Below are 25,182 nucleotides of genomic sequence, written 5' to 3' on the forward strand. Positions count from 1 at the left end.
CTGATGCGCAAAGCAAAGCGACCAAAGAGCGGCTGGCGGAAACCCGCCGATGAGGCGGAGGCGGGGGCTAGCCCTCCGCCCGCTCCACCCCTGCGGCAATCGCTTCGCGCAGGCGTTTCTCCAAGGTGCGCTGCTTGGCCTCGGTATAGTATTTCAGGCCGAACATATCCTTGACGTAGAAAGTATCGACCACCTGTTCGCCATAGGTCGCGATCACCGCATTGGCGATATAGACGTTGGAGGCCGCCAAGGTGCGCGTCAGATCATAGAGCAGACCGGGCCGGTCGCGGGTGTCGACCTCGATGATCGTGTAGATTTCCGAACCTTCGTTGTCGAAGGTGATATGTGTGGGCACTTTGAAAGCGCGCTCGCGCTTCTTGACCTTGTCGCGGGATTTCAGCGCGTCGCGGGCAACGATCTCACCGCGCAGGGTCTTGAGGATCATCTCGCGCAGCCGCGGCAGGCGGCTGGCCTCATAGGGCTGATCTTCGCTGTCCTGAATCCAGAAAGCGTCAGTTACGAAACCGTCCTTCGTCGTGTAGCTGCGCGCATCCACCACATTGGCGCCGACCAGCGCCAGCGCGCCTGCAAGCCGGGCAAAGATGCCGGGGTGATCGGCCATGACGAAACAGGCCCGCGTCGCACCGCGGTCTTCGTCGGGGTGCAGATCAATGCGGATATCGTCATTGCCGATGTCGCGCAGCAGTTCCGCAAAGGCGACATGCGCGGTGACATGCAGACCCTGCCAATAGGGCGGATAATGGCGGGCGGTCTCGCGTTGCAGGTGTTTGCGCGGCCAATCGGAGAGCGCGGCGCGCAGGGCTTTCTTGGCCTCCGCGCCTCGGTTTTCGCGGTTGAGGTCTTCGAGCCCGGTTTCCAGCGCCCGCTCGGTCTGGCGATAGAGCGCGCGGATCAGCACCGCTTTCCAATTGTTCCACGTGTTCGGCCCGACGCCGCGAATGTCGCAGACCGTCAGCACGCAGAGCAGGTCGAGCCGTTTGACCGTCTGCACTGCCTTGGCAAAGTCACGCACCGTGCGCGGATCGGCGATGTCGCGTTTCTGGGCCATGTCGGACATCAGCAAGTGATAGCGCACCAGCCATTCCACCGTGTCGACCTCATCGCGTTTCAGCCCCAGCCGCGGGCCAATGCGCCGTGCCAGTTTCGCGCCGATGATGGAATGGTCCTCGGGCCGCCCCTTTCCGATGTCATGCAGCAGCAGGGCCACATAGAGCACCTTGCGGTTCACCCCACGTTTCAGGATCGAAGAGGCAACGGGCAGTTCCTCTTCCAGCTCGCCCTTCTCAATCCGGGCGAGGTTGGCGATACATTGGATGGTGTGTTCGTCGACGGTGTAGGAATGATACATGTTGAACTGCATCATCGCGACGATCGGCTCGAACTCAGGGATGAAGGCGCCCAAGACGCCCAATTCGTTCATCCGCCGCAGGGAGCGTTCGGGATTGCCGTGTTTCAGCAGCAGATCAAGGAAGATGCGGCGCGCCTCGGGCGTGCGACGCATGTCATCGTCGATCAGCGCGAGGTTTGCCTTGATCAGACGCATCGCATCGGGGTGGATCAACATCCCCGTGCGCAGCGCCTCTTCAAAGATGCGCAACAGGTTCAGCTTGTCTTGCAGAAACTCTTCGTCGTCCTTCACCGCGATGCGGTTGTGGACCACCTGAAACCCTTCGCGGATTTTCGGGCGGCGGCGGAAGATGCGTTCCAGCAGCGGCTCGGCCTTCATATGCGACGCCTCTAGCCCGCTGACGAAGATACGGGTCAGATCCCCCACCGCGGTGGCATGGCGGAAATAGGCCTGCATGAAGATCTCGACGCCCCGCCGGCCCCCGATATCCTGATAGCCCATGGCTTGAGCGACCTGCACCTGCATGTCGAAGGTCAACTGTTCCGTCGCACGTCCCGCGATCAGGTGAAGGTGCCCGCGCACGGCCCAGAGAAAGGCCTCGGCCTCGCGGAAAGTGTCGTATTCATCGGCGCGGAAGACGCCGAGATCGACCAGATCCGCGACCCGGTCGACGTCATGGATGAACTTGGCGATCCAGAACAGCGAATGCAGATCGCGCAGCCCGCCTTTGCCTTCTTTGACGTTGGGCTCGACCATATAGCGCTCACCCTGTTTCAGGTGGCGGTTGTCGCGCTCTTCAAGTTTCGCTTCGATGAAATCCTTTCCCGCGCCTGAGAAAAGTTCGTTCTTGAGCCGTTCGGAAAGCTCTTGCGCAAGGATCACATCGCCGTCGATGAAACGGTTTTCCAGCAGGGCGGTCTGAATGGTGAAATCATCCGCTCCCAGCCGCAGGCAGTCTTCGAAGGTGCGCGTGGCGTGGCCGACCTTCAGCTTCAAATCCCACAGGATGTAGAGCATCGATTCGATCACGCTCTCCGACCATGCGGTGGCCTTGTAGGGAATGAGGAACAGCAGATCGACATCGGAAAAGGGCGCCATCTCTCCCCGGCCATAGCCGCCGACGCCAATCATGGCGAGCCGTTCACCCTCGGTCGGGTTCGGGTTGGGGTGCAGCACCTGCGTGGCAATCTGCAAGACGCAGCGCAGCAGTTGGTCGGTGAGATAGGTGTAGGAAGAGGTCATCGCCCGCGCGTCGAAGGGCGATTCAGCAAAGCCCGCCGCGATGGCCTTGCGGCCCGCCTGCTGGGCTTCTTGGATCAGGGGAACGATCTCGGCCCTGAGGGCCGCGCCCTCCAGCGTGCTGTCGCGCTGGGCGAGGGCCTGCCAGATGGCCGTGTCGTCAAAGATTTGCTCGGGCGCGCAAATCAGGCGCGGGTGTCGACGCGCGCCTGATGTTGTTGTCGGTTTCGCGAGGTCCAATTCAGAAACCAGCTCCGCCAAAGCCGCGCGGTGCCGGGTCTAGCACGACGACGCGGTTGTCGCGGATCGTGGCCACGGCCAAGGCGCGTTCGTTGGTGCCATCGCGGCGCAGGCGGAAGATGCCGCTGGCGCCTTGGAAGCCCGCCCCTTGGGTCAGCGCGGCCCCGGAAAGCGCGTTGGATTTGCCGCCCTTCACCAAGGAGCCGATCGCCGCGATCCCGTCAAATGCCAGCCCGGCCAGAGGGTGCGGATCACTGCCATAGGCCGCGGTGTAACGGTTGGAGAAGGCACCGCTCGCCGCCCTGTCGGGCAGGGCGAACCAGCCGCCCTGAACGCCGGGCAGTTCCAGCGTTTGGGCGGGGATGTCCCAACGGGTCAGGCCGACATATTGCGTGGTGGCCGATTGGATACCAGCCTCGGGCAGAAGCTGCGCGAAGAGCGGCAGAGCACTGGCCGAGGAGGTGGTGAGGAAGAGCGCATTGGCGCCGCTGCCTTCGATGGTCGCTTTGACGCGCGGCACGGCGGCCACGACCGACTCTTGGCTCAGCGCGTAATCGACGGTGCCTGCCAGCGTCGCGCCATTGGCGCTGATCGCCTGAACGATCGCGTCACGGCCCAACTGTCCGGCAAGGTCCTGACCATGCAGCACGACCATTTTGTCTTTGCCGTTGCGCTTGGCAAAGCTCACCAACCGGTTGGCGGTATTGGCAAAAGTCGGCCCAAGCACGAAAACATTGCCGCCCGCGATGGTTGGGTTGTTCGAGAAGGAGATCACGTTGACCCCGGAGGAGGCCACGGCCACCCCAGCCGCATTGGCCGCTTCGCCGTAAACGGGGCCAAGGATGATCTTGGCCCCTTCATTCACCGCCTGCGCAGCGACGGATGCGGCTGTGCTGGCATTGCCTGCGGTGCCATAAACGCGCAGGTCGATCTGGACGCCATCCAGATCGCGCATCGCAAGACGCGCGGCGTTTTCGAGGTTCTTGGCCAGCAACTCATCACCGGCCGTGCCGCCCCGCGGAACCAAGAGCGCCACGGGGACGGGGGCCGCAGGGTCAATGCGCGGGCCGCCGGAATTGGCGCCGCCCGTGGCGACAGGCTGACAGGCCGCCAGCAGGACCGCGAAGAGCGGCAGCAAGAGCAGGTGCATCTTCTTGCGGATGGCGCGGAAACAGGCAATCATTTGTATTCACTCCCCGGTGGTGGCAAGACGACGATGGTCGCCGGAACATGGCCGCGATCATAGTGACTGCGAAAGGCGGGTCCAGCGTTGAAATTTGACAAGACAGAGCTAGCCCCGGGACTTTATTTCGTGGGCGTCCCCATCGGCACCGCACGCGATATCACGCTGCGCGCGCTCGACACGCTGGCCTCGGCGGATCTGCTGGCGGCAGAGGACACGCGCAGCCTGCGGCGGCTGATGGAAATTCATGGGGTGCCGCTTGATGGGCGCAAGGTGCTGGCGCTGCACGATCACAGCGGTACATCGGTGGAAGAGCGGCTGATCGCGGCCATCTGCGAGGGCAAATCAGTCGCCTATGCGTCAGAGGCGGGCATGCCGCTGATCGCCGATCCGGGGTTTGAATTAAGCCGCGCCGCAGCCGAAGCGGGCGTGATGCAGACCTGCGCGCCGGGACCATCGGCCGTGCTGACCGCGCTGGCCTTGGGCGCCCTGCCGACGGATGCATTTTTCTTTGCGGGCTTCCTGCCCAATAGTAAATCGGCACGCATCGCGGCGCTGGAAAAGCTGCGCGACGTGCCGGGGACACTAGTTTTCTACGAATCGCCCAAACGGCTCGGCGCCATGCTGCGCGATGCGGCAACCGCACTGGGCGCGGGGCGCAAAGCGGCAATGTGCCGGGAGTTGACCAAGAAATTCGAAGAGATTCAGCGCGATACCCTAGAAAACCTCGCCGAGCTTTATCAAGCGAAGGCTCCGAAAGGCGAAGTGGTGGTGCTGATTGATCGCAGCCGTTCAGACTCTGTTAATCACCTTGACCTAGAAACAGATTTGCAACGGGCGCTTACAGATATGTCGATGCGTGACGCTGTCGATTTGGTGGCGCAGGCCCATGGCCTGCCGCGGCGGCAGGTCTATCAAGCGGCATTGGCGCTCGGCAAAGGTTAGAACATGGGTCGGAGCAATGAAAATGGTGCAGGGTGATACGGGGATACGAACTGCGACCAAGCGCCAACGGGGGCGCATGGCCTATCACGCCGGGATCGCTGCCGAGAACCGCATCGCGCAAGACTATGAAAGGCGCGGTTTTGCCATCGCGCGCCGCCGTTGGCGGGGCCGCGCTGGTGAAATTGATTTGATCCTGCGCGATGGGGCTGCCTTGATCTTTGTCGAGGTGAAACAAAGCCGTAGTTTCGCACGGGCCGCCGAAAGCCTTTCTGCCCGACAGATGCAGCGCATCTACCGCTCCGCCGAGGAATTTCTTGCTGGCGAACCTGCAGGAAGCCTGACCGAGGTGCGCTTTGACGTGGCGCTTGTCGATGGGCAGGGGGCCACCGAAATCATCGAAAACGCCTTTGGCCACGGCTAACCCATTGCGCATAGGCCCCTGCTGCGCCATCTAAGAAGCGATCCCAGAAGCCTGCACCGTCGGTCCGGGTCGGATCACGACAAAGGTAAGCAGCGGGGGACGCCGATGAAAATCGCCTTTCAAATGGACCCGATCGGGGACGTGAACATCAATGCCGACAGCAGCTTTCGGCTGGCCGAAGAGGCGCAGGCGCGGGGGCATGAGCTGTTCTTCTACACGCCCGATCATCTGGCGTACCAAGAGGGGCGGATCACCGCGCGGGGTTATGACTTTACCGTGCAGCGCGTGCAGGGCGATCACGCCCGGTTCGGAGAAGAGCGCGAGGTCGATTTGGCGGATTTCGACGTGGTCTGGCTGCGCCAAGACCCGCCTTTCGACATGCATTACATCACCTCGACCCACCTGCTGGACCGGCTGAAAGAAACCACCTTAGTGGTCAACGATCCCTTTTGGGTCCGCAATTACCCCGAAAAACTTCTGGTGCTCGACTTTCCCGATCTGACGCCGCCCACCACGATTGCGCGTGATCTTTCGACCATCAAAGCCTTTAAGGCGAAGCATGGCGATGTGATTCTGAAACCGCTTTACGGCAATGGCGGGGCCGGTGTGTTCCGGCTGGATGCCAACGACCGCAACCTCACCTCCCTGCATGAATTGTTCACCGGTTTCTCGCGTGAGCCGCTGATCGTTCAGAAATTCCTGCCTGCCGTGTCCAAGGGTGACAAGCGCGTCATCCTCGTGGACGGGGAGCCGGTGGGCGCGATCAACCGCGTCCCGGCGGAGGGCGAGACGCGGTCGAACATGCATGTCGGCGGGCGGCCTGAGAAGGTCGGGTTGACCGAGCGCGATCTGGAGATCTGCGCCGCCATCGGGCCATTGCTTAAAGAAAAGGGCCAAATCTTTGTCGGGATCGATGTGATCGGTGATTATCTGACCGAGATCAACGTGACCTCTCCCACCGGCATTCAAGAGATGGAACGGTTCGATGGCGAGAATATCGCCGGAAAAATCTGGGAGGCGATCGAGGCCAAGCGCGGGTGAGCCTGCGCCAGCATCTTCTGAACCGCTACCTGCGTCTGACAGAGAAACCTTTGCTGGCGCATGCAAACCCGCAATTCCTGCGGGCCACGATGGAGATGCAAGCGCGGCTCTTTTTCAACGGGCCGCGCGAGGTGCATGCGGAATGGCGTGATCTGCCGGGGGCGGGATCGGCGCTTTGGCTTACGCCGCCTCAGGCCTCGCAAGGGCGTGTGATCCTCTACGTTCATGGCGGCGGGTTCGTGTTTGGCAGCCCGGCGACGCACCGGGCGATGGTCGCGCGCCTATCTCTGCTGACTGGCGCGCGGGCGGTGCTGCCGCGCTATGCGCGCGTGCCGGAAGCGGCCTTTCCCAAACCTGCGCAAGACATTCGCGCGGCGTGGGATGCGCTGTGTCAAATGGGCATCGCCGCGGGGGACATCGTGATTGGCGGCGACAGCGCGGGCGGCGCGCTGGTTTTCGATCTTTTGGCGCAGCTTTGCCGCGAGGGGGTGGCGCTGCCTGCTGGCGCCTTTGGGCTTTCCCCCTTGTTGGACCTGACGTTTTCAGGCCCGAGTTTCACTCAGAATGCCGAAAGCGACGTGTTGTTGCCCGCCGCCCGCGCGACGGAAATGGCGCGGCTCTATCTTCAGGGGCAGGATGCGGAGAGCCCCCGGGCGAGTCCCATTCTCGCGGATTTCAAAGGCGCACCGCCCGTCTGGCTCACCGTAAGTGACAGCGAAATCCTGCGTGATGATAGCCGCCGATTGGCGGCCCGTCTGCGCGAAGCGGGCGTGTCGACCACTTTGCAGGAGCTCCATGACCTGCCGCATGTCTGGCCGCTGTTTCAGAACCACCTGCCCGAGGCGCGGCAGAGCCTTGCGGCCCTCGCCGATTGGATCAATGCCCTGCCGTCGGATCGGGCAGGCGAAAACTGATCGCCTCGGCCATATGGGGGCGGCGGACCTCGGGTTCCCCCGCGAGGTCGGCGATGGTGCGCGCGACACGCATGACCCGGTGATACCCGCGCGCCGACAGGGAAAACCGTTCTGCTGCGCGCAGAAGCAGCGTGCGTGCTTCGGCATCCGGGCTGACGACGGTTTCAAGCAAGTCAGTCGCCGCATCAGCATTGGCCGAAATCCCGTCATGCGGCGCGTAGCGCGTGGATTGAAGCGCCCGCGCGGCGGCGACCCTTGCCGCGACCTCGGCCGAGGTCTCGCCGTTGGCGGGCAGGTTGAGGTCGCTGTAGCTGACGGGCGGCACGTCGACGCGCAGATCGAACCGGTCCATCAGCGGGCCGGAGATACGCCCGAGATAGTCTTCCCCGCAAGCCGGGACACGGGCGCAGGCGCGGGCCGGGTCGGGCAGGTAGCCGCATTTGCAGGGGTTTGCCGCCGCGACGAGCATAAAGCGGCAGGGGTATTTCACATGGGCATTGGCGCGCGCGATCATGACCTCGCCGGTCTCGATCGGTTGGCGCAGGGTTTCGAGGACGGTGCGGTTGAACTCGGGGAACTCATCCATGAACAGCACGCCGTTATGGGCCAGAGATGCCTCCCCCGGACGCGCCTGCCGACCGCCGCCGATGATCGCAGCCATGGAGGCCGTGTGATGCGGCTCGCGGAAAGGGCGGCTGCGGGAAATGCCGCCCTCATCCAGCAGCCCGGCGAGGGAGTGGATCATTGAGGTCTCCAGCGCCTCGGATGCCGTCAGCGGCGGCAGGATGCCGGGCAGCCGCGCGGCCAGCATGGATTTGCCCGACCCCGGCGTGCCGACCAGCATCAGGTGATGCCGCCCGGCGGCGGCGATCTCCAACGCGCGTTTGGCGCGTTCTTGGCCCTTAACCTCGCGCAGGTCGCGGCCCGCCAATGTGAGGGGCACCTCGCCCGGCTCGGCGGGGGCGATCGGTACTTGCCCAGTGTAGTGGCGCACCACATCGCCCAGATTGGCGGCGGCGATGACCTGTGTCTTGCCCACCCATGCGGCCTCCGCCCCCGACCCCGCGGGGCAGAGCAGGCTGCGGTCCTCGGCGGCGGCGGCCATGGCGGCGGGCAGGGCGCCGACCACGGGCATCAGTGTCCCATCGAGCGAAAGCTCCCCCAAGGCCACTACATTCTGGGTGATGTCATCGGGCAGGATATCGAGGGCCGAGAGCAGCGCCAGCGCGATGGGCAGGTCGAAATGGCTGCCTTCCTTGGGCAGGTCGGCGGGGGAGAGGTTGACGGTGATGCGTTTGGACGGCAGCGCGATGGCCAAGGCGCTGAGCGCCGTGCGCACCCGGTCGCGGGCTTCCGACACGGCCTTGTCCGCCAGTCCGACGATCGAAAAGCCCGGCAGCCCGGCGGTGACCGCGCATTGCACCTCGACGATGCGCGCGTCGACCCCTTGAAATGCGACCGTATAGGCCCGCGATACCATTACCCCTGCTCCGTCTTGCTATGGTTAATCGGTAGGCAAGAGGGGTTTAGGAATGGTTAACGGCACTGTGGGTCAGGGCGTATGATTGATCCCTTCAACCCGCCATTGGCCGTTGTCGTGGGACAGATGCGTCACCGAGAGGTTGTCGATCTTATGGGCCATCGCCTCCAGCGGGCCGCCACCTTGGGCCTGCTGCACCTGCGTGAGGATCACGCCGAAATGGGCCACGGCGATCACATGGGCATTGGGGTGGGCCGCGTTGATCCGTGCCACAACTCGGTCGACGCGCGCCTTGGTCTGGTTCCAGCTTTCGCCCTCGGGGGCCATGACATCGCCGGGGGTCTCCCAATAGGCGCGGCTGAGGTCCGGGTCACGCGCGGCGACTTCGGAAAAATGCAGCCCGTCCCAAGCGCCGAAATGCAGCTCGCGCAGCTCATGCTCATGGGGCAGGCGGCGGCGGGCGGGCTGGGCCAGCGCATCCGCCGTATGCACAGCGCGGATCAGGTCCGAGGAGACGAGCAGCGCCTCGTCCGGCAGATGCAGGTTCAACCGCGCCAGTCGGGGCGCATCGGAAAGGTCCGCCGGGACATCGCGCCAGCCGACGAAGTTCTTCTCATGGGTCGGGCCGTGGCGCACCCAGTGCCAAATGGTCATGGCATCTCCCCTTTCAACAGTTGCGGCAGGCCGACGACGACCTGCACCACCGTTTCTGCCTCGGCGGCCAAGGCGATGTTGAGCCGCCCCTGCGCCTCGCGGAATTGGCGCGCCATGGCGTTCTCGGGCACGATCCCTTGGCCGACCTCGTTCGAGACCACGATCCAATACGCGGCGCAGCCCCGCAGGGCCTGCAAAAGCTGCGCCTGCGCGGCCTCCAGATCGCTGCCTTCCATCAGGTGATTGCTCAGCCACATGGTTGCGCAGTCGATCAGCACGATTTCGCCGGCGGGCAGTTTCGCCAGCGGTTCGGTCAGATCGAGCGGGCATTCGACGGTGCGCCACCCCGCATCGCGCCTTGCTTGATGCTTGTTCACGCGTTCTTGAACTTCGTCATCCCATATGCGACCGGTGGCGAGGTAAGTCTTTGACATGCCGCTGGAATTTACGAGGGCCTCTGCCCATTCCGACTTGCCCGAGGCCGCCCCACCTAGGGCAAAGGTAGTTCTAGGCAACATCTTCTCACCAAATATTTGAACCAAATGGCATGTCTCTGCGTATCTCCACCAAAGGCCCATCACAAGGTGCGCCGCGCATTTCTCAAGGGGGATACCAAATGTCATTGCAAACCGCTCGCGAATTTTCACTCACCCGCACCGCAATGAAGGCCGAATTGCTCGATGCCGAAACGGAGTTGGAATTGGCCTATGCGTGGCGCGATCACCGGGATGAGGCCGCGTTGCACCGTTTGATCACCGCCTACATGCGTCTGGCGATTTCGATGGCCGGCAAGTTCAAGCGTTACGGCGCGCCGATGAACGATCTGATCCAAGAGGCCGGTCTGGGCCTGATGAAAGCCGCCGACAAATTCGACCCCGACCGCGGCGTGCGTTTCTCGACCTATGCGGTCTGGTGGATCAAGGCGAGCATTCAAGACCATGTGATGCGCAATTGGTCGATGGTGCGGACAGGGTCGACCTCCTCTCAGAAATCGTTGTTCTTCAACATGCGCCGCGTGCAGGCTCGGTTGGAGCGTGAGGCCACGGCCATGGGCGAGACGCTGGATAAGCACCAGCTGCGCCAGATGATCTCGACCGAGATCGGCGTGCCGCTGCATGATGTCGAGATGATGGAAGGCCGTCTGTCGGGCTCGGACTATTCGCTGAACGCCACGCAGAGCGCTGAGGATGAGGGCCGCGAGTGGATCGAAGCACTGGCTGACGAAAGCGCGCAGGCGGCGGAGCGTGTCGAGGAAGAGCATGACACGGCGCAGTTGCGGAACTGGTTGCTGGCGGCAATGCAGGGCCTGTCCGAGCGCGAGCAATTCATCGTGCGCGAACGTAAACTGCGGGATCCGGCGCGTACCTTGGAAAGCCTTGGTGACGAACTCAGCCTCAGCAAAGAGCGGGTCCGCCAGCTTGAGGCCGCGGCCTTTGGCAAGATGCGCAAGTCCCTCGAGATGCAATCGCGTGAGGTCTTTGCCTTTCTGGCCTAACCCCGCATCGCGATCCCTTCCGGGGCTGGCAGATTTCCCCGCCCCGGATTAAGGTCTCCCCAACGCAAACGGGGGGCCTTTATGCTGTCGGGCAAACATATTCTGCTGATCATCGGCGGCGGCATTGCCGCCTATAAATCCCTCGATCTGATCCGGCGTCTGCGCGAGCGTGGGGCCAAGGTGACACCGGTGCTGACCCGCGCGGGCGAAGAGTTTGTCACCCCGCTTTCCGTATCTGCCCTGACCGGGGTGAAGGTCTTTCGCGATCTTTTCGACCTTGGAGATGAGGCCGAGATGGGGCATATCCAGCTCAGCCGCGCGGCGGACCTGTTGGTGGTCGCCCCCGCCACGGCAGACCTGATGGCCAAGATGGCGCAGGGGGCGGCGAATGATCTGGCCTCGACCCTGCTTTTGGCCACCGATACGCCGGTTCTGCTGGCGCCTGCGATGAACGTACGGATGTGGCAGCACCCCGCGACGCAGCGCAACATCGCCACCCTGCGCGGCGATGGCATCGCCATGGTCGGACCGAACGACGGTGATATGGCCTGCGGTGAATACGGGCCGGGACGGATGGCCGAACCGCTTGAGATTGTCGCGGCTGTTGAGGCGCGGCTGGGGCAGGGGCCGCTCGCGGGCACGCGCATCCTCGTCACCTCCGGCCCGACGCATGAGCCGATCGACCCGGTGCGCTATATCGCCAACCGCTCTTCCGGGGCGCAGGGCACAGCCATCGCGCGGGCGCTGGCGGATCTGGGGGCTGAGGTCGTCTTTGTCACCGGCCCCGCCGAGGTCGTCCCGCCCGAGGGCGTCGAGGTGGTGCCGGTGCAAACGGCGCAAGAGATGATGCAGGCGGTAGAGGCCGCACTGCCCGCCGATGCCGCCGTCTTTGCCGCCGCGGTGGCCGATTGGCATGTGCAGGGGGCAGGGGACCGTAAGCTGAAGAAATCGAAAGACGGGCTGCCCAGCCTGACTTTCGCGGAAAACCCCGACATCCTGAAGACCATTAGCCAGCGCGGCGAAGGCCGCCCGCCGCTCGTCGTGGGCTTTGCCGCCGAGACTGACGACGTGCTGGCCCATGCCACCGCGAAACGGGATCGCAAGGGCTGTGACTGGATCGTCGCCAACGACGTCTCGCCTGCCACCGGCATCATGGGCGGGCGCGAGAATGCCGTGACACTGATCACCGAGACCGGGGCGGAGGACTGGCCGCGCATGGGCAAAGATGCCGTGGCCGCCCGTCTGGCCGAACGTATCGCCGCAGCACTTGCCTGAGGGGCCGCTATGACCACGATCAAACTCTGCTGGGCCGATGGCGCGGACCGCAGCCTGCCATTGCCCGCCTATGAAAGCGCCGGGGCCGCGGGGGCGGATCTGCGGGCCAATCTGCCCGGCGGCGCCGTCGATCTGGCCCCCGGCGCGCGGGCGCTGATCTCCACCGGGTTGCACATGGCGATCCCGCAGGGGTTCGAGGTGCAGATCCGCCCGCGCTCGGGTCTCGCGCTGAAGCATGGGATCACCCTGATCAACAGCCCCGGCACCATCGACAGCGATTATCGCGGCGTCGTGGGGGTGATCATGGGCAATATGGGGGCGGAGGCCTTCACCGTCGAACATGGCATGCGCATCGCCCAGATGGTCGTGGCCCCGGTGGTGCAGGCGGGCTTCGATCTGGCCGAGCGCCTTGATGAGACCCCGCGCGGCGCGGGCGGGTTCGGCTCGACGGGGGCGCAGTGATGCTGGCTGTTTTGATCATCGCGGCGGCGCTTTGGTTTGGCGGCGGCTTCCTTGGCCTGCCGCGCGGGCTGCGCGCGGGGCTGGTCGGGCTGATGTATCTGGCGCTGGTCGCGCTGCATCTGCTGTTTCCGGCCACCCATCCGCTGCGCCTCGCCACCGGCGGCAGCGCCGCGCCTTGGCTGCTCTTGGGCGGTTTCGTCGTGCTGGTGCTGCTCTACCGGCAGGGGCTGGCGACCCTGCGCGCGCGCGCCACGCCGGACGCGCCGACCGAAGCCCCCGCCTCGGGCCGTTTTTCGGAGAGTGAGTTGAACCGCTACGCCCGGCACATCGTGCTGCGTGAGGTCGGCGGCCCCGGGCAGAAGGCGCTGAAGAACGCGAAGGTGCTGGTGATCGGTGCGGGCGGTCTCGGCGCGCCGGTGCTGCAGTACCTCGCCGCGGCGGGCGTCGGTACCATCGGGGTGATCGACGACGACGCGGTCGAAAACGCCAATCTGCAGCGGCAGGTGATCCACAAGGACGCCGCCATCGGCACGCCCAAGGTCTTTTCCGCGCAGGCCGAGATGCTGGCGCAGAACCCCCATGTCACGGTCCGCCCCTACCACCGCCGTCTGACTGACGAGATCGCCGAGGAACTCGTCGCCGACTATGACCTCGTGCTCGACGGGACCGACAATTTCGATACCCGCTACCGGGTGAACGCGGCCTGCGTCGCGACGGCCACGCCGCTGATTTCGGGCGCGCTCAGCCAATGGGAGGGGCAGCTCAGCGTCTTCGACCCCGCCCGCGGCGCGCCTTGTTATCGCTGCATCTTCCCCGAAGCGCCGGCGGCGGGGCTTGCGCCCTCCTGCGCCGAGGCCGGGGTGATCGGGCCGCTGCCCGGCGTGATCGGCACGATGATGGCGCTGGAGGCGGTAAAGCTCATCACCGGGGCGGGCAGCGTCTTGCGCGGCGAGATGATGATCTACGACGGGCTTTACGGCGAGACCCGCAAGATCGGCCTCAAACGCCGGGCGGGCTGCGAAACCTGCGGCGGGTGATTGCAAGTCACCCCGGCGCGCCCCATCTTGGGCGCAAAGGAGACCTGCATGACAAACCCGTTTCTGACCGAATGGGAGACCCCCTTCGGCATCGCCCCCTTTGACCGCATTTCAGACGACGATTTCGCCCCCGCTTTGGAGGAGGCGCTCACCGCCCACCGGGCGGAGATCGACGCCATCGCCGAGAACCCCGAGGCCCCCAGCTTCGCCAATACCATCGAGGCGCTGGAAGCCTCGGGCGAGGCGCTCGACAAGGTTTTGAGCGTCTTCTTCACCGTCGCAGGCGCAGACAGCAACCCGGCGCGCGAGGCGTTGCAGCGCGACTTCTCGCCCAAGCTCGCCACGCATCAATCGGCGATCTCGGGCAACGCGAAACTCTTCGCCCGCATCAATGCCGTTTGGGAGGCGCGCAACAGGCTCGACCTCAGCGAGGAACAGGCCCGCGTGCTGATGCTGACGCACCGTGGCTTCGTCCGCTCAGGCGCCGCGCTGACGGGGTCGGAGGCCGAGCGCATGAAAGAGATCAAGGCGCGGCTGGCTGTGCTGGGCACGCAGTTTACCCAGAACCTGCTGGCGGATGAGCGCGACTGGTTCATGCCGCTGTCCGAGGACGATCTGACCGGCCTGCCGGATTTCGTGATCGATGCCGCCCGGGCCGCGGGCGAAGAAAAGGGCGCGCGAGGCCCGGTGGTCACGCTGTCGCGCTCGCTCATCACGCCCTTCCTGCAATTTTCGGACCGCCGCGACCTGCGCGAGAAGGCGTTCCGCGCGTGGGAAGCCCGCGGTGCGAACGGCGGCGAGACCGACAACCGCGAGATCGCGGCCGAAACACTCGCCCTGCGCAAGGAGCGCGCGGCGCTATTGGGCTACGACAATTTCGCCGCCTACAAGTTGGAAACCGAGATGGCGAAGACCCCGCAAGCCGTGCGCGACCTGCTGATGTCGGTCTGGAGACCGGCCAAGGCGCAGGCCGACGCCGATGCCGAGGTGCTGACCGCGCTGATGCGCGAGGACGGCGTGAACGGGGCGCTGGAGCCTTGGGACTGGCGCTACTACGCCGAGAAGCGGCGCGCGGCGGAGCATGATCTCGATGAGGCGGCGCTGAAACCCTATTTCCAGCTCGACCGGATGATCGACGCGGCCTTCGACTGCGCCAACCGGTTGTTCGGGCTGGAGTTCGCAGCCCTTGACGTGCCGCTCTACCACCCCGATTGCCGGGCGTGGGAAGTGACGCGGGACGGCCAGCATGTGGCGGTCTTCATCGGTGATTATTTCGCGCGCGGCTCGAAACGGTCGGGCGCGTGGTGCTCGGCGATGCGCGCGCAGGCGAAGTTCCCGCGCGAACAGGCCCCCGTGGTGATCAACGTCTGCAATTTCGCCAAGGGCGATCCAGCGCTGTTGTCCTACGACGACGCCCGCACGTTGTTTCACGAGTTCGGCCATGCGCTGCACCAGATGCTCTCGGATGTGACCTATGAAAGCGTCAGCGGCACCTCGGTGGCGCGCGACTTCGTGGAGTTGCCGAGCCAGCTTTTTGAGCACTGGCTGGACCAGCCAGAGGTGCTGCAGAAATTCGCGACCCATGCGCGGACGGGCGAGGCCATGCCGCGGGAGATGCTCGACAAGGTGCTGGCCGCCGCGACCTTCGACATGGGCTTTCAGACGGTGGAATATATCGCCTCCGCCCTTGTCGATCTGGAGTTCCACGACGGCGAACCACCTGCCGATCCGATGGCGAAACAGGCCGAGGTGCTCAGCAGCATCGGCATGCCGCAGGCGATCCGCATGCGCCACGCCGCCCCGCAGTTCGCGCATGTGTTCTCAGGCGATGGCTATTCCAGCGCCTATTACAGCTACATGTGGTCCGAGGTAATGGACGCCGACGCCTTCGCCGCCTTCGAGGAGGCTGGCGGGGCTTTCGACGCCGAACGCGCCGAGGCGTTGGAGGAACACATCCTCTCGACCGGCGGCAGCCGCGATCCGGCAGAGCTTTACACCGCCTTCCGGGGGCGACTGCCGGGGGTTGAGGCGCTGCTCAAGGGGCGCGGGCTGGCCGCCTGAGCCTTGCCGGGGCCGGGGGTCAATATCCCCGGTCGCGGTCGACCAGATGCAGCAGGGGCTCGCCGGCCTCGCTGCGGCGGATGTTTTCCGCGATGACTTCCGAGGCCGTGTCGTTGCGCGTGGCCGCCGCGATATGCGGGGTCACGGTCACCTTCGGATGCGCCCAATAGGGATGATCCTCGGGCAGCGGCTCTACCCGGAAGACATCGAGCGTTGCATGGGCGATCTGCCCGCTATCGAGCGCTGCCAAGAGCGCATCGTCGTCGATCAGCGGCCCGCGACCGGGGTTGATGATGAAGGCGCCCTCGGGCATTTGCGCCAGCGTCTCGGCATTCAGAACGTTCTGCGTGGCGGGCGTGTCGGGCATCAGGAGCACGGCGATCTCGGCGCGTTTGAGCGCCTCCTTCAGACCCTCGTCGCCATGCAGGCAGCGCACGCCCTCGATTTGCTTTTCGCTGCGCGACCAGCCGGTCACGTCAAAGCCCACTCCCACCAGCGCCTCGGCCACAGCCTGCCCAAGCGCGCCGATGCCCAGCACTGCGACGCTGCGCTCGCGCGCCAGCGGCGGGGTGCGCGGCTCCCATTTGGCATCCTTGCGCAGAATGTCGGTATCCATCCCCAGATGATGGCGCATCACGTGGCCGGTACACCATTCCACCATGCCGTGGGTCAGGCCGAAATCGACCATCCGCGCCAGGGGGATCTTGAGGGTCTCATTGCCGGTGATCGCCTCCACCCCGGCCCAGAGGTTCAGCACCGCCTTGGCGCGGGTATAGGGGGTGAAATCCTGCAAATCGCTGTTGGGGGCGTAGACGATATAGTCGACCTCTTCAGGCGGCAGATCGGTGGCCAGCGTGAAATCCTGCCCCGGCAGTGCTTTGCGCAGCGCTTCGTTCAAAGGCTGTTCGTAGCCGTCCCAGCGTTCGGCTTTAGCGGCGAAGAGAATGTTGATCGTCATGAATTACCTCGGTCTATGAACATGCGCCGATTGCACCAAGCCGAAGGCCAGCAGCAGCACCAGCATGGCCGAGCCGCCATAGCTCACCATCGGCAGCGGCACGCCGACCACGGGGGCCAGCCCCATGACCATCGACATGTTAACGGCGAAAAAGAGAAAGAAGTTAAGCGCGATGCCAAGGGTCAGCAGGCTTGAGAAGCGGTCCTTGTTCTTCACCGCCGAAGCCACGCAGAACAGGATGATCAGCGCGTAAAGACCCAGAAGGGAGACGCCGCCGACGAAACCGAACTCTTCGGCCAGCGTGGTGAAGATGAAGTCGGTGTGTTTCTCGGGCAGGAAGTTCAGCCGCGACTGGGTGCCTTGCATATAGCCGCGCCCCGACCAGCCGCCCGAGCCGAGCGCAATCTTGGATTGGGTGATGTGATAGCCCGCGCCAAGCGGGTCTTGGCTGGGGTCAAGGAATGTATCGATGCGGCGGTATTGGTAGTCTTTCAGCAATTGCCACGGCGTTCCGCGCGATTGAAAGACAGCGGTGACCAGCCCGATGGCGGCGGTGATAACGGCGGCGAAATAGGCCCAATGCACGCCTGCAAGGAACATCAGCCCGCCGCCCGCGGTCAACAGGAGGATCGAGGTGCCCAAATCGGGCTGTTTTAGCACCAGCGCGGTGGGGATCACGATGATCAGGATCGGCACCAGCACCCAAAAAGGGCGCGAGACCTTTTTGACCGGCAGCCAGTCGTAATAGGCCGCCAAAAACAGGACCAGCGTGATCTTCATCAGTTCCGACGGTTGCAACCGCATGAAGCCGATGTCGATCCAACGCTGCGCGCCCATGCCGACCGAGCCGAAAAGTTCGACCGCGACCAGCAGCACCAAGGTCGCCCCATAGGCCACGCCCGACAGGTTGCGCCAAAGCCAGATCGGCACCATCGCCACGGTGAACATGATCGCCATGCCCATGGCGAAACGTTTCATCTGCGGTTCGGCCCAAGGGGAGAATGACCCGCCCGCAACCGAATAGAGCATCAGAAAACCGACGCCCGCGACACTGGTCAGCAGGATCGCCAGCGGCCAGTTCATAAAGAGGATCTTGCGCAGCCCTGTGGGGACGGATTTGACCGTATGCTCAAGATAGCTCATGCCTGATCCTCCCCCTGTAGATTGGCGGTGGTCTCGGGCGTGGTGTTGCGCAGTTCCTCTTGCTGGGTGGCGATGCGGCCCCGGTCGGACTTGGGGTAGGCTTCGAGCGGCGGCTCGCCGCCCGCCATGGCCTGCAACATCACGTCGCGCGCAATCGGGGCCGCGGCTGTCGAGCCGCCGCCGCCGTGTTCCACCAGCACGCAGGCTGCGTATTTCGGTTTGTCATAGGGCGCAAAGCAGACAAAAAGCGCGTGGTCGCGGCGTTCCCACGGCAGGTCGGCGTTGCTGGTCACGCCGCGGGCGCGTTCGGCGGCGGTGATGTTGCGCACCTGACTGGTGCCGGTCTTGCCCGCCATGCGCATCGTGTCGTCGATGATGCGGCTGCGGTAGCCGGTGCCGCGGCGGTCGTTCACCACGTCGTACATCGCCTTGCGCAATTGGCGCAGGTTGTTTTCGTTCAGCCCCATCGGTTCGCCCGCGCCGCTGGGTTGCTCTACCCCATCGATGGATTTGATCAGCCGCGGCGTCACCGCGCGGCCCGTGGCGATCCGCGCGCTCATCACCGCCAATTGCAGCGGGGAGGAGAGGGTGAAACCCTGCCCGATAGAGGCGTTGACCGTGTCGCCGACGACCCAATCCTCACCCCGGGCCGAGCGTTTCCACTGTTTCGTGGGCGCCAGCCCGCCCGCGACCGAGGACAGCGCAAGATCATGTTTGATCCCAAGGCCAAAGCGGTTCGCCATGGCGGTGATCTTTTCGATCCCGACTTTTACCGCCAGATCGTAGTAATAGACATCGCAGGATTGTTTCAGCGAATGTTGCAGGTCGACCCAGCCGTGGCCCGCGCGTTTCCAGCAGTGGAACCGCCGCCCCGCGACCTCCAAATGACCGGGGCAATAGACCGTCTCATCGGGGGTGACGATGCCCTCTTCGATGGCGGCAAGCGCCACGATCATTTTGAAGGTCGAGCCGGGCGGGTAGGTGCCCTGTATGGGTTTGTTCACCAAGGGGCGGTATTTGGAATTGAGCAGCGGATTGTAATCCGCCGAAGAGATGCCGCCGATAAAGAGGTTCGGGTCATAGCTGGGCGAGGATGCAAGCGCGGCCAGATCGCCATTCTCGCAGTCGATGATGACCACGGCGGCGCTTTCCTCGCCCAGACGGGCCTGCACATAGCGTTGCAGATTGGCGTCCACGGTCAGTTGTAGATCGGCCCCGGCCTGCCCCTCGCGCCGCTCCAACTCGCGCATCACGCGGCCCGTGGCGTTCACCTCTACATGTTTGGTGCCCGCCGCACCGCGCAGCAGGTTTTCGGCGCGGGCTTCGACGTTGATTTTGCCGATCTGGAAACGCGGGATGCGCAGCACCTGATCGGGGTTTTCCAGCGCGTCGAGGTCGGCTTGGCTCACCCGGCCCACGCGGCCCACCACATGGGCGAAATCCGCGCCGCGCGGGTAGACGCGGGTCAGGCCCACTTCGGGCGTGACGCCGGGCAGGGCGGGGGCGTTGACGCTGACTTTGCTCACGACTTCCCAACTCACGTCATCAACGATGGTGACGGGCAGGAATGGGGCAGAGCGCGACATTTCGGTCATGGCGCGTTCGCGGGTCTCCTCGTCGATCTCGATGACTTGGGCGAGCCGCTCCATCACGGCTTCCACGTCGCCCGCATCCTCGCGGACCATGACGATCCGGTAGGAGGGCACGTTATCGGCAAGCTGTATGCCGTTGCGGTCGAAAATCTCACCCCGGGCGGGGGGGATCAGGCGGATGTTGATGCGGTTCTCTTCGGCCAGCAGGCGGAACTGGTCGGCCTGATCGACCTGTAGATAGCGCATGCGCGCGGCCAGCCCGCCCATGAACAGCAGTTGCGCCCCGCCCAAAAGGGCGGCGCGGCGCGTCAGGCGCGTGTGGGTTGCATCATTGTCGGCGCGGCTTCGTCTCATCTCATCGCTCCCCGATCACACCCGTTTGCCAAGCGCATCCAGATCGCCCGGCGCGGTCTTGCGCACGCCCATGATACCATGGGTCACCGCCACGATCAGCGGATAAGCGAGCGTCGTCAGTGCCAATTCCGTGAGGTTCAGCGTCAGCGAAGGCGTCGGCACCAGCGCAAGGCTCAGGAGAATCCGGTTGGCAAAGATCACCATGGTCAGGATCACCGCCACGGTCAGCCATTCGGCGGCAAAGCTCGCGTCCCGCAGGTGCCGCCCCCGCGATTTGAGGTTCTCGACCCCGATCAAGGCCAGAACCGCCCAAAGGCCGGGCGGGCGTTGCAGCAACAGGTCCGCCAGCAGAAAGACCAGCGCCAGAAAAAGCGAGGGCACGTATTCAGGCCGTCGGAGCCCCCAAGCACAGGCAAAGCCCAGCAGCAGGTCCGGCCCGGCCCAAGCCCGCGGGGTCGTCTCAAGCGGGAGGAGGTGGAAGAACAGGATCACCAGCGCCAGCGCGACAAAGCTCAGGCGCATGACCCAAAGGCGGCTGCGCGACAGATCGGTCATGGCTGCACCCCGACCGGCGCTGCCGGATCGGCCAAGGGGCCGTCGGAGGTGATGACATGGGCGGTGTCCGGCACGGTTTCATTGCCGTGGTGGCGCAGCACGCGCAGGAATTCCAACCGTTCGTAATCCGCCGCCAGCCGCACGCGCAGCCGCCCGCCCGGATCGGCGGCGACCTGTCCAATCAGGATGCCCGCGGGGAACACGCCGCCATCGCCCGAGCTGATCACCCGGTCGCCGGGGCGGACCAGCTCGCGGTTCTCGATGAAATCCAAGGGCGGCGCGGCGCTGTTGTCGCCCGCCACGATGGCCCGTTGTCCCGAAGGCTGGATCGTCGCCGGGATGCGGCTTGAGGCATCGGTCAGCAGGATCACCCGCGCGGTGTTCTTGCCCACGCCCGCGATGCGGCCCACAAGGCCGATGCCGTCCATCGTGGCCCAGCCTTCGACCAGCCCGTCGCGCGCGCCGACGTTCAGAAGCACCGATTGGCGATAGGGCGAGCCGCTGTCGGCCAGCACCGTGCCGGTGATGAAGGTCAGCCGTGGGTCGAGCCGCACGTTGTTGAGGTCCAGCAGCCGGGCGTTCTCTTGCTCAAGTTGCAGCGCGGCCTCTTTCCACGCCTGCATCTGCCGCAGTTCCGAGCGCAGCTCGCGGTTCTGCTCGCTCAGGCGCTGGTAGCTTTGGAAGTCGCGCAGCAGGTTGATGGTGCCGGTGACCGGGGCCATGGCCCAGTCGAGATTGGGCACGAAACGATCCGTCACCTGCGCGCGAAAGCGTTCAACGCGGGGGCTGTCGATGCGCCAAAGCAGGAATATGCCGGTCAGCGCCAATACCAACACGACCAGCAGCAGCCGCCGCAGCGGGCCGGTGAAATCGCTGGAACTGGAACGGTCCTTGGCCATCTGTGCCGAAACTCCCACCCGGTCAGGCGGGGCGGTGTCGCCGCGTGCCGGGTCTGGCTAACTTGCCAGTGTTAACTGTCGTAGTCGATCGCGTGGCGCAGCTGTTTCTCGTATTCCAGCGCCTTGCCGGTGCCGAGGGCCACGCAGTTGAGCGGCTCATCCGCGACCGAGATCGCAAGTCCGGTCTGTTCGCGCAGCGCCAGATCGAGATCACCCAAGAGCGCGCCGCCGCCCGTGAGCATGACGCCCCGGTCGACGATGTCGGCGGCCAGATCGGGTGGCGTGGTCTCCAGCGCGGTCATCACCGCCTCGCAGATCTGCTGCACCGGCTCGGCCAGCGCCTCGGCGATCTGGGCTTGGGTCACTTCGATCTCTTTCGGGACACCGTTCAACAGGTCGCGGCCGCGGATCTGCATTGAGGTGCCGCGCCCGTCGTCGGGCATCCGCGCCGTGCCGATGGAGGTCTTGACCCGTTCGGCCGTCGTCTCCCCGATCAGTAGGTTCTGCTGGCGGCGCAGGTAGCTGATGATGCCCTCGTCCATCCGGTCACCGCCGACACGGACCGAGCGGGCATAAACGATGTCGCCCAGCGAGAGCACCGCGACTTCGGTCGTGCCGCCGCCGATGTCGACGACCATGTTGCCTGTGGGGTCGGTGATCGGCATGCCCGCGCCGATGGCCGCGGCGATGGGCTCGGCAATGAGTCCGGCGCGGCGCGCGCCTGCCGACAGCACCGACTGGCGGATCGCGCGTTTCTCAACCGGGGTGGCGCCATGCGGCACGCAGACGATGATCTTGGGTTTCGAGAAGGTCGAGCGCTTGTGCACCTTGCGGATGAAGTGCTTGATCATCTCCTCGGCGGTGTCGAAATCCGCGATGACACCTTCGCGCATTGGGCGGATCGCCTCAATGCTGCCCGGGGTTCGGCCCAGCATGAGTTTCGCATCCTCACCCACGGCGAGCACTTTCTTGACACCGTCCTTGACGTGATAGGCCACAACCGAAGGTTCGCTCAGCACGATGCCCTTGCCCTTGACGTAAACCAGCGTGTTCGCGGTGCCGAGGTCGATCGCCATATCAGAGGAGAACAGGCCGCGGAATTGATCGAGGATGGACATAGAGTAGCGGAGCCTTGCAACTATTCGGACAGGCCCGCCTGCATGGGTCCACGCGCGGGCTATTGGCTCTTATAGGGCGCACGGGGTCAGGGTGAAAGGGGCAAGACCGCAAAGGTGGCGCGATATTGCCGCCGCGCTATCATAGAGCGGAATATTTAGGGCGCAGCACAGGCGGAGGACGGCGATACCATGCAAAAGATACAGACACTTGGGGTGCATCACATCACCCTCACCGGGGCGGACCGGCAAAGCTCGATCGACTTTTGGGAGGGGGTGATGGGGATGCCTTTCATCTTTGACCAGCCCAATCTGGATGACCCGGACGAGGGGCATTTGTATTTCGATCCCGGCGATGGTCGGCTGATTACGATCTTCACCAATGAGAACCGCAAGCGGGTGCACAACCGCACGCCGATGGGCCCGGGCTGCGTGCATCATCTGGCCTTCGAGGTGGACCGCGCGATGTTCGATCAGGTGCCCGCGCGGTTGGAGGCGCGGGGCATCGGGCATTCCGGCGTGAAGGACCGCGGCTTCATGCATTCGATCTATTTCAAGGATCCGTTGGGGCTGTTGATCGAACTGGCCTGCTACACTTTCATCCCGCCGCGCGGGTCGAGCCATGCCGAGGTGATGCTGGAGGCCCACAAACTGCGCGTGGCGGCGGGGGATGATCATATCCAGCGGCAGCATCTCGCGGATGCAGTGGTGAAGATCGTAGAGCGGGGGCAGGCGTCGCTGAGTGACGATCGCGGGGCGAAGAATCCGTATTGAAGTTGCCACCGGGCCCGGAATCAAGCCGCAGGCGCCGGGCCATCGCCTGCCCGCCCGGACGGGTAGGCGATTTGGTGAGGCTGGGTATGCCATTTTGAGGGTGCGCCATGGCAGATCAATAAAGTGGTATGAACTAAGGTTCGGTTCGCCACCCCGCGGGCAGGCGATGCCCTACTTCCATACTGTATACGTAAAAAGGCGGGGTTGCCCCCGCCCTATAATTCAACTCACATCTTTATAATTAATCTCGCGCTTGTCTGTGCCGCCCTTCTCGCGCCGCACCAACAGGCGGTTGAGCGCGTGGATATAGGCCCGGACACTCGCCACCACGGTATCGGTATCCGCCGACTGGCCGGTCACGATGCGGCCCTCTTCCTCCATCCGCACGGAAACCGTCGCTTGCGCGTCGGTGCCCTCGGTCACCGCATGCACCTGATAAAGCTGCAACCGCGCGGAATGCGGCACCAGCGCCTTGATGCAGTTGAACGCCGCATCGACGGGGCCGTCGCCGGTCTGGTTCGTGGTCTGCTCTGCGCCGTCGATCTCAAGCATCATGTCGGCGGTCTGCGGGCCATCGGTGCCGCAAACGACCTTGAGCGATTTCAGGCGAATGCGGTCTTCCTCGGGGTCCGTCGCGGTCCGCATCAGCGCGATGAGGTCATCCTCGTAGATTTCCTTCTTTCGGTCGGCCAGTTCCTTGAACCGCACGAAAACATCCTTGAGCTGGTTGTCGCCCAGTTCAAACCCGAGGTCTTCGAGCTTGGACCGCAGCGCGGCGCGGCCCGAATGCTTACCCATGACGATGTTGGTTTCAGTGAGGCCCACGTCCTCGGGGCGCATGATCTCGAAAGTCTCGGCGTTCTTCAGCATGCCGTCCTGATGGATGCCGCTTTCATGGGCAAAGGCGTTCTTGCCGACGATGGCCTTGTTGAACTGCACGGCAAAGCCTGAGACGGCGGCGACCCGGCGCGAGATGTTCATGATCTTGCGGCTGTCGATGCAGGTCTCATAAGGCATGATGTCATTGCGCACCTTGAGCGCCATGACGACCTCTTCCAGCGCGGTATTGCCCGCGCGTTCGCCCAAGCCATTGATGGTGCATTCGATCTGCCGCGCGCCTGCCTCCACGGCAGCGAGGCTGTTGGCCGTCGCCATGCCGAGGTCGTTGTGACAATGCGTGGCAAAGACGATCTCATCCGCGCCGGGCACGTTTTCCAGAAGCTTCGCGATCAGATCGGCGCTCTCGCGCGGGGCGGTGTAGCCCACAGTGTCGGGGATGTTGATCGTCGTGGCACCCGCCTTGATGGCGATCTCCACCACCCGGTAGAGGTAGTCAAGCTCGGTCCGCGTGGCATCCATCGGCGACCACTGCACGTTGTCGCAGAGATTGCGGGCATGGCTCACCGTCTCATGGATGCGGTCGGCCATCTCGTCCTTGGTGAGGTTCGGAATGGCGCGGTGCAGGGGCGAGGTGCCGATGAAGGTGTGAATGCGCGGCTGGGCTGCGTGTTTCACCGCTTCCCAGCAACGGTCGATATCGCCCAGTTGCGCCCGGGCAAGGCCGCAGATCACGGAATTCTGGCTCTGCCGCGCGATCTCGGACACCGCCTTGAAGTCGCCCTCTGAGGCAATGGGAAAGCCGGCCTCGATGATGTCGACGCCCATCTCGTCCAAGAGCGAGGCGATCTCAAGCTTCTCGGCATGGGTCATCGTCGCCCCGGGGGATTGTTCGCCATCCCGCAAGGTGGTGTCAAAAATCAGCACACGGTCCTGTTTCGTCATATCTGTCATCCTGGGTTCTTTCTTTGCTGGTATCCTTGGCGCGCAACACATCCCTCTGAGCGGGCGCGCCGAAGGGCACGCTCAGAGGCGGATTAGGTGCAGCAAGTTGGCGCGCAGCAGGCCCGCGCAGTTGCGCGGCAGGGTCGGGATATGGACGGCCTGTGTCATGGGAGTAGTTATACGCCCGTCTTTTC

Annotated in this window: 22 protein-coding genes; 10 read left to right on the forward strand and 12 right to left on the reverse strand. The window is 64.3% G+C overall.

What is annotated here, in order from left to right; genetic code table 11:
* Positions 1-67 precede the first annotated feature (67 nt).
* Together HKX24_RS14775 and HKX24_RS14780 are read right to left on the reverse strand one after the other, a co-directional pair.
* The gene (locus tag HKX24_RS14775; protein WP_271693857.1) at positions 68-2,848 is read right to left on the reverse strand and encodes a [protein-PII] uridylyltransferase; all 2,781 of its coding nucleotides are present in this window, start codon (positions 2,846-2,848) and stop codon (positions 68-70) included.
* 1 nt (position 2,849) lies between these two features.
* A complete protein-coding gene (locus tag HKX24_RS14780) occupies positions 2,850-4,031 on the reverse strand; it encodes a penicillin-binding protein activator (RefSeq protein ID WP_271688939.1) in 1,182 nt (393 codons plus the stop codon).
* Between the two features lie 87 nt (positions 4,032-4,118).
* Here HKX24_RS14780 and rsmI point away from each other — a divergent pair, with 87 nt between their 5' ends.
* From rsmI to HKX24_RS14800, 4 genes are all read left to right on the forward strand, one after another.
* Positions 4,119-4,976, forward strand: a complete 858-nt coding sequence (gene rsmI / locus HKX24_RS14785; protein WP_276154078.1) for a 16S rRNA (cytidine(1402)-2'-O)-methyltransferase — start codon at positions 4,119-4,121, stop codon at positions 4,974-4,976.
* Between the two features lie 76 nt (positions 4,977-5,052).
* Positions 5,053-5,397, forward strand: coding sequence for a YraN family protein (locus HKX24_RS14790; protein WP_276154079.1), 345 nt, complete (start codon positions 5,053-5,055; stop codon positions 5,395-5,397).
* A gap of 105 nt (positions 5,398-5,502) precedes the next feature.
* Positions 5,503-6,438, forward strand: a complete 936-nt coding sequence (gshB, locus tag HKX24_RS14795) for a glutathione synthase (protein ID WP_271692358.1) — start codon at positions 5,503-5,505, stop codon at positions 6,436-6,438.
* Positions 6,435-7,352: an alpha/beta hydrolase gene (locus tag HKX24_RS14800; RefSeq protein ID WP_271692357.1), complete on the forward strand. Its 918-nt coding sequence runs from the start codon at positions 6,435-6,437 to the stop codon at positions 7,350-7,352. Before gshB ends, HKX24_RS14800 begins: the two co-directional genes overlap by 4 nt.
* On the opposite strand, the gene HKX24_RS14805 is transcribed toward HKX24_RS14800, so the two are convergent.
* The 3 genes from HKX24_RS14805 to cobU form a co-directional block, all read right to left on the reverse strand.
* On the reverse strand, positions 7,315-8,832 hold the full coding sequence (locus HKX24_RS14805) for a YifB family Mg chelatase-like AAA ATPase (protein WP_271692356.1): 1,518 nt from the start codon (positions 8,830-8,832) through the stop codon (positions 7,315-7,317). The genes HKX24_RS14800 and HKX24_RS14805 overlap by 38 nt on opposite strands.
* 72 nt (positions 8,833-8,904) lie before the next feature.
* On the reverse strand, positions 8,905-9,486 hold the full coding sequence (locus tag HKX24_RS14810; protein ID WP_271692355.1) for a histidine phosphatase family protein: 582 nt from the start codon (positions 9,484-9,486) through the stop codon (positions 8,905-8,907).
* Complete coding sequence (gene cobU / locus HKX24_RS14815; RefSeq protein WP_271692354.1) at positions 9,483-10,004, reverse strand: bifunctional adenosylcobinamide kinase/adenosylcobinamide-phosphate guanylyltransferase; 522 nt, start codon at positions 10,002-10,004, stop codon at positions 9,483-9,485. Before cobU ends, HKX24_RS14810 begins: the two co-directional genes overlap by 4 nt.
* Before the next feature lie 98 nt (positions 10,005-10,102).
* Here cobU and HKX24_RS14820 point away from each other — a divergent pair, with 98 nt between their 5' ends.
* From HKX24_RS14820 to HKX24_RS14840, 5 genes are all read left to right on the forward strand, one after another.
* Positions 10,103-10,981, forward strand: a complete 879-nt coding sequence (locus HKX24_RS14820; protein WP_067265311.1) for an RNA polymerase factor sigma-32 — start codon at positions 10,103-10,105, stop codon at positions 10,979-10,981.
* Between the two features lie 81 nt (positions 10,982-11,062).
* The gene (gene coaBC / locus HKX24_RS14825; protein ID WP_271692353.1) at positions 11,063-12,256 is read left to right on the forward strand and encodes a bifunctional phosphopantothenoylcysteine decarboxylase/phosphopantothenate--cysteine ligase CoaBC; all 1,194 of its coding nucleotides are present in this window, start codon (positions 11,063-11,065) and stop codon (positions 12,254-12,256) included.
* A gap of 9 nt (positions 12,257-12,265) precedes the next feature.
* Positions 12,266-12,718, forward strand: a complete 453-nt coding sequence (dut, locus tag HKX24_RS14830; RefSeq protein ID WP_271692352.1) for a dUTP diphosphatase — start codon at positions 12,266-12,268, stop codon at positions 12,716-12,718.
* Positions 12,718-13,755 carry a molybdopterin-synthase adenylyltransferase MoeB gene (moeB, locus tag HKX24_RS14835; protein WP_271692351.1) on the forward strand — a complete coding sequence of 346 codons (1,038 nt, stop codon included), beginning with the start codon at positions 12,718-12,720 and terminating at the stop codon, positions 13,753-13,755. The genes dut and moeB overlap by 1 nt, the downstream gene beginning before the upstream one ends.
* Before the next feature lie 48 nt (positions 13,756-13,803).
* Positions 13,804-15,816, forward strand: a complete 2,013-nt coding sequence (locus tag HKX24_RS14840) for a M3 family metallopeptidase (protein WP_271692350.1) — start codon at positions 13,804-13,806, stop codon at positions 15,814-15,816.
* Positions 15,817-15,835: 19 nt separating this feature from the next.
* Here HKX24_RS14840 and HKX24_RS14845 read toward each other — a convergent pair whose 3' ends face one another.
* The 6 genes from HKX24_RS14845 to HKX24_RS14870 all read right to left on the reverse strand — a co-directional run bounded on the left by HKX24_RS14845 (position 15,836) and on the right by HKX24_RS14870 (position 22,435).
* Positions 15,836-16,774 carry a glyoxylate/hydroxypyruvate reductase A gene (locus HKX24_RS14845; protein WP_271692349.1) on the reverse strand — a complete coding sequence of 313 codons (939 nt, stop codon included), beginning with the start codon at positions 16,772-16,774 and terminating at the stop codon, positions 15,836-15,838.
* Positions 16,775-16,777: 3 nt separating this feature from the next.
* A complete protein-coding gene (rodA, locus tag HKX24_RS14850) occupies positions 16,778-17,917 on the reverse strand; it encodes a rod shape-determining protein RodA (RefSeq protein WP_067265296.1) in 1,140 nt (379 codons plus the stop codon).
* Positions 17,914-19,863, reverse strand: a complete 1,950-nt coding sequence (mrdA, locus tag HKX24_RS14855) for a penicillin-binding protein 2 (RefSeq protein ID WP_271692348.1) — start codon at positions 19,861-19,863, stop codon at positions 17,914-17,916. The genes rodA and mrdA overlap by 4 nt, the downstream gene beginning before the upstream one ends.
* A 15-nt stretch (positions 19,864-19,878) precedes the next feature.
* Complete coding sequence (locus HKX24_RS14860) at positions 19,879-20,418, reverse strand: rod shape-determining protein MreD (RefSeq protein WP_067265291.1); 540 nt, start codon at positions 20,416-20,418, stop codon at positions 19,879-19,881.
* Positions 20,415-21,317, reverse strand: coding sequence for a rod shape-determining protein MreC (mreC, locus tag HKX24_RS14865; RefSeq protein ID WP_067265288.1), 903 nt, complete (start codon positions 21,315-21,317; stop codon positions 20,415-20,417). The genes HKX24_RS14860 and mreC overlap by 4 nt, the downstream gene beginning before the upstream one ends.
* Positions 21,318-21,388: 71 nt before the next feature.
* Positions 21,389-22,435 carry a rod shape-determining protein gene (locus HKX24_RS14870; protein WP_040700660.1) on the reverse strand — a complete coding sequence of 349 codons (1,047 nt, stop codon included), beginning with the start codon at positions 22,433-22,435 and terminating at the stop codon, positions 21,389-21,391.
* Between the two features lie 189 nt (positions 22,436-22,624).
* Here HKX24_RS14870 and HKX24_RS14875 point away from each other — a divergent pair, with 189 nt between their 5' ends.
* Complete coding sequence (locus tag HKX24_RS14875; RefSeq protein WP_271692347.1) at positions 22,625-23,206, forward strand: VOC family protein; 582 nt, start codon at positions 22,625-22,627, stop codon at positions 23,204-23,206.
* Positions 23,207-23,428: 222 nt separating this feature from the next.
* Here HKX24_RS14875 and HKX24_RS14880 read toward each other — a convergent pair whose 3' ends face one another.
* A complete protein-coding gene (locus tag HKX24_RS14880; RefSeq protein WP_276154080.1) occupies positions 23,429-24,997 on the reverse strand; it encodes a 2-isopropylmalate synthase in 1,569 nt (522 codons plus the stop codon).
* Positions 24,998-25,182: the final 185 nt, after the last annotated feature.

This window comes from Sulfitobacter sp. M85, assembly GCF_029285915.1.
Classification (GTDB): Bacteria; Pseudomonadota; Alphaproteobacteria; order Rhodobacterales; family Rhodobacteraceae; genus Sulfitobacter; species Sulfitobacter faviae.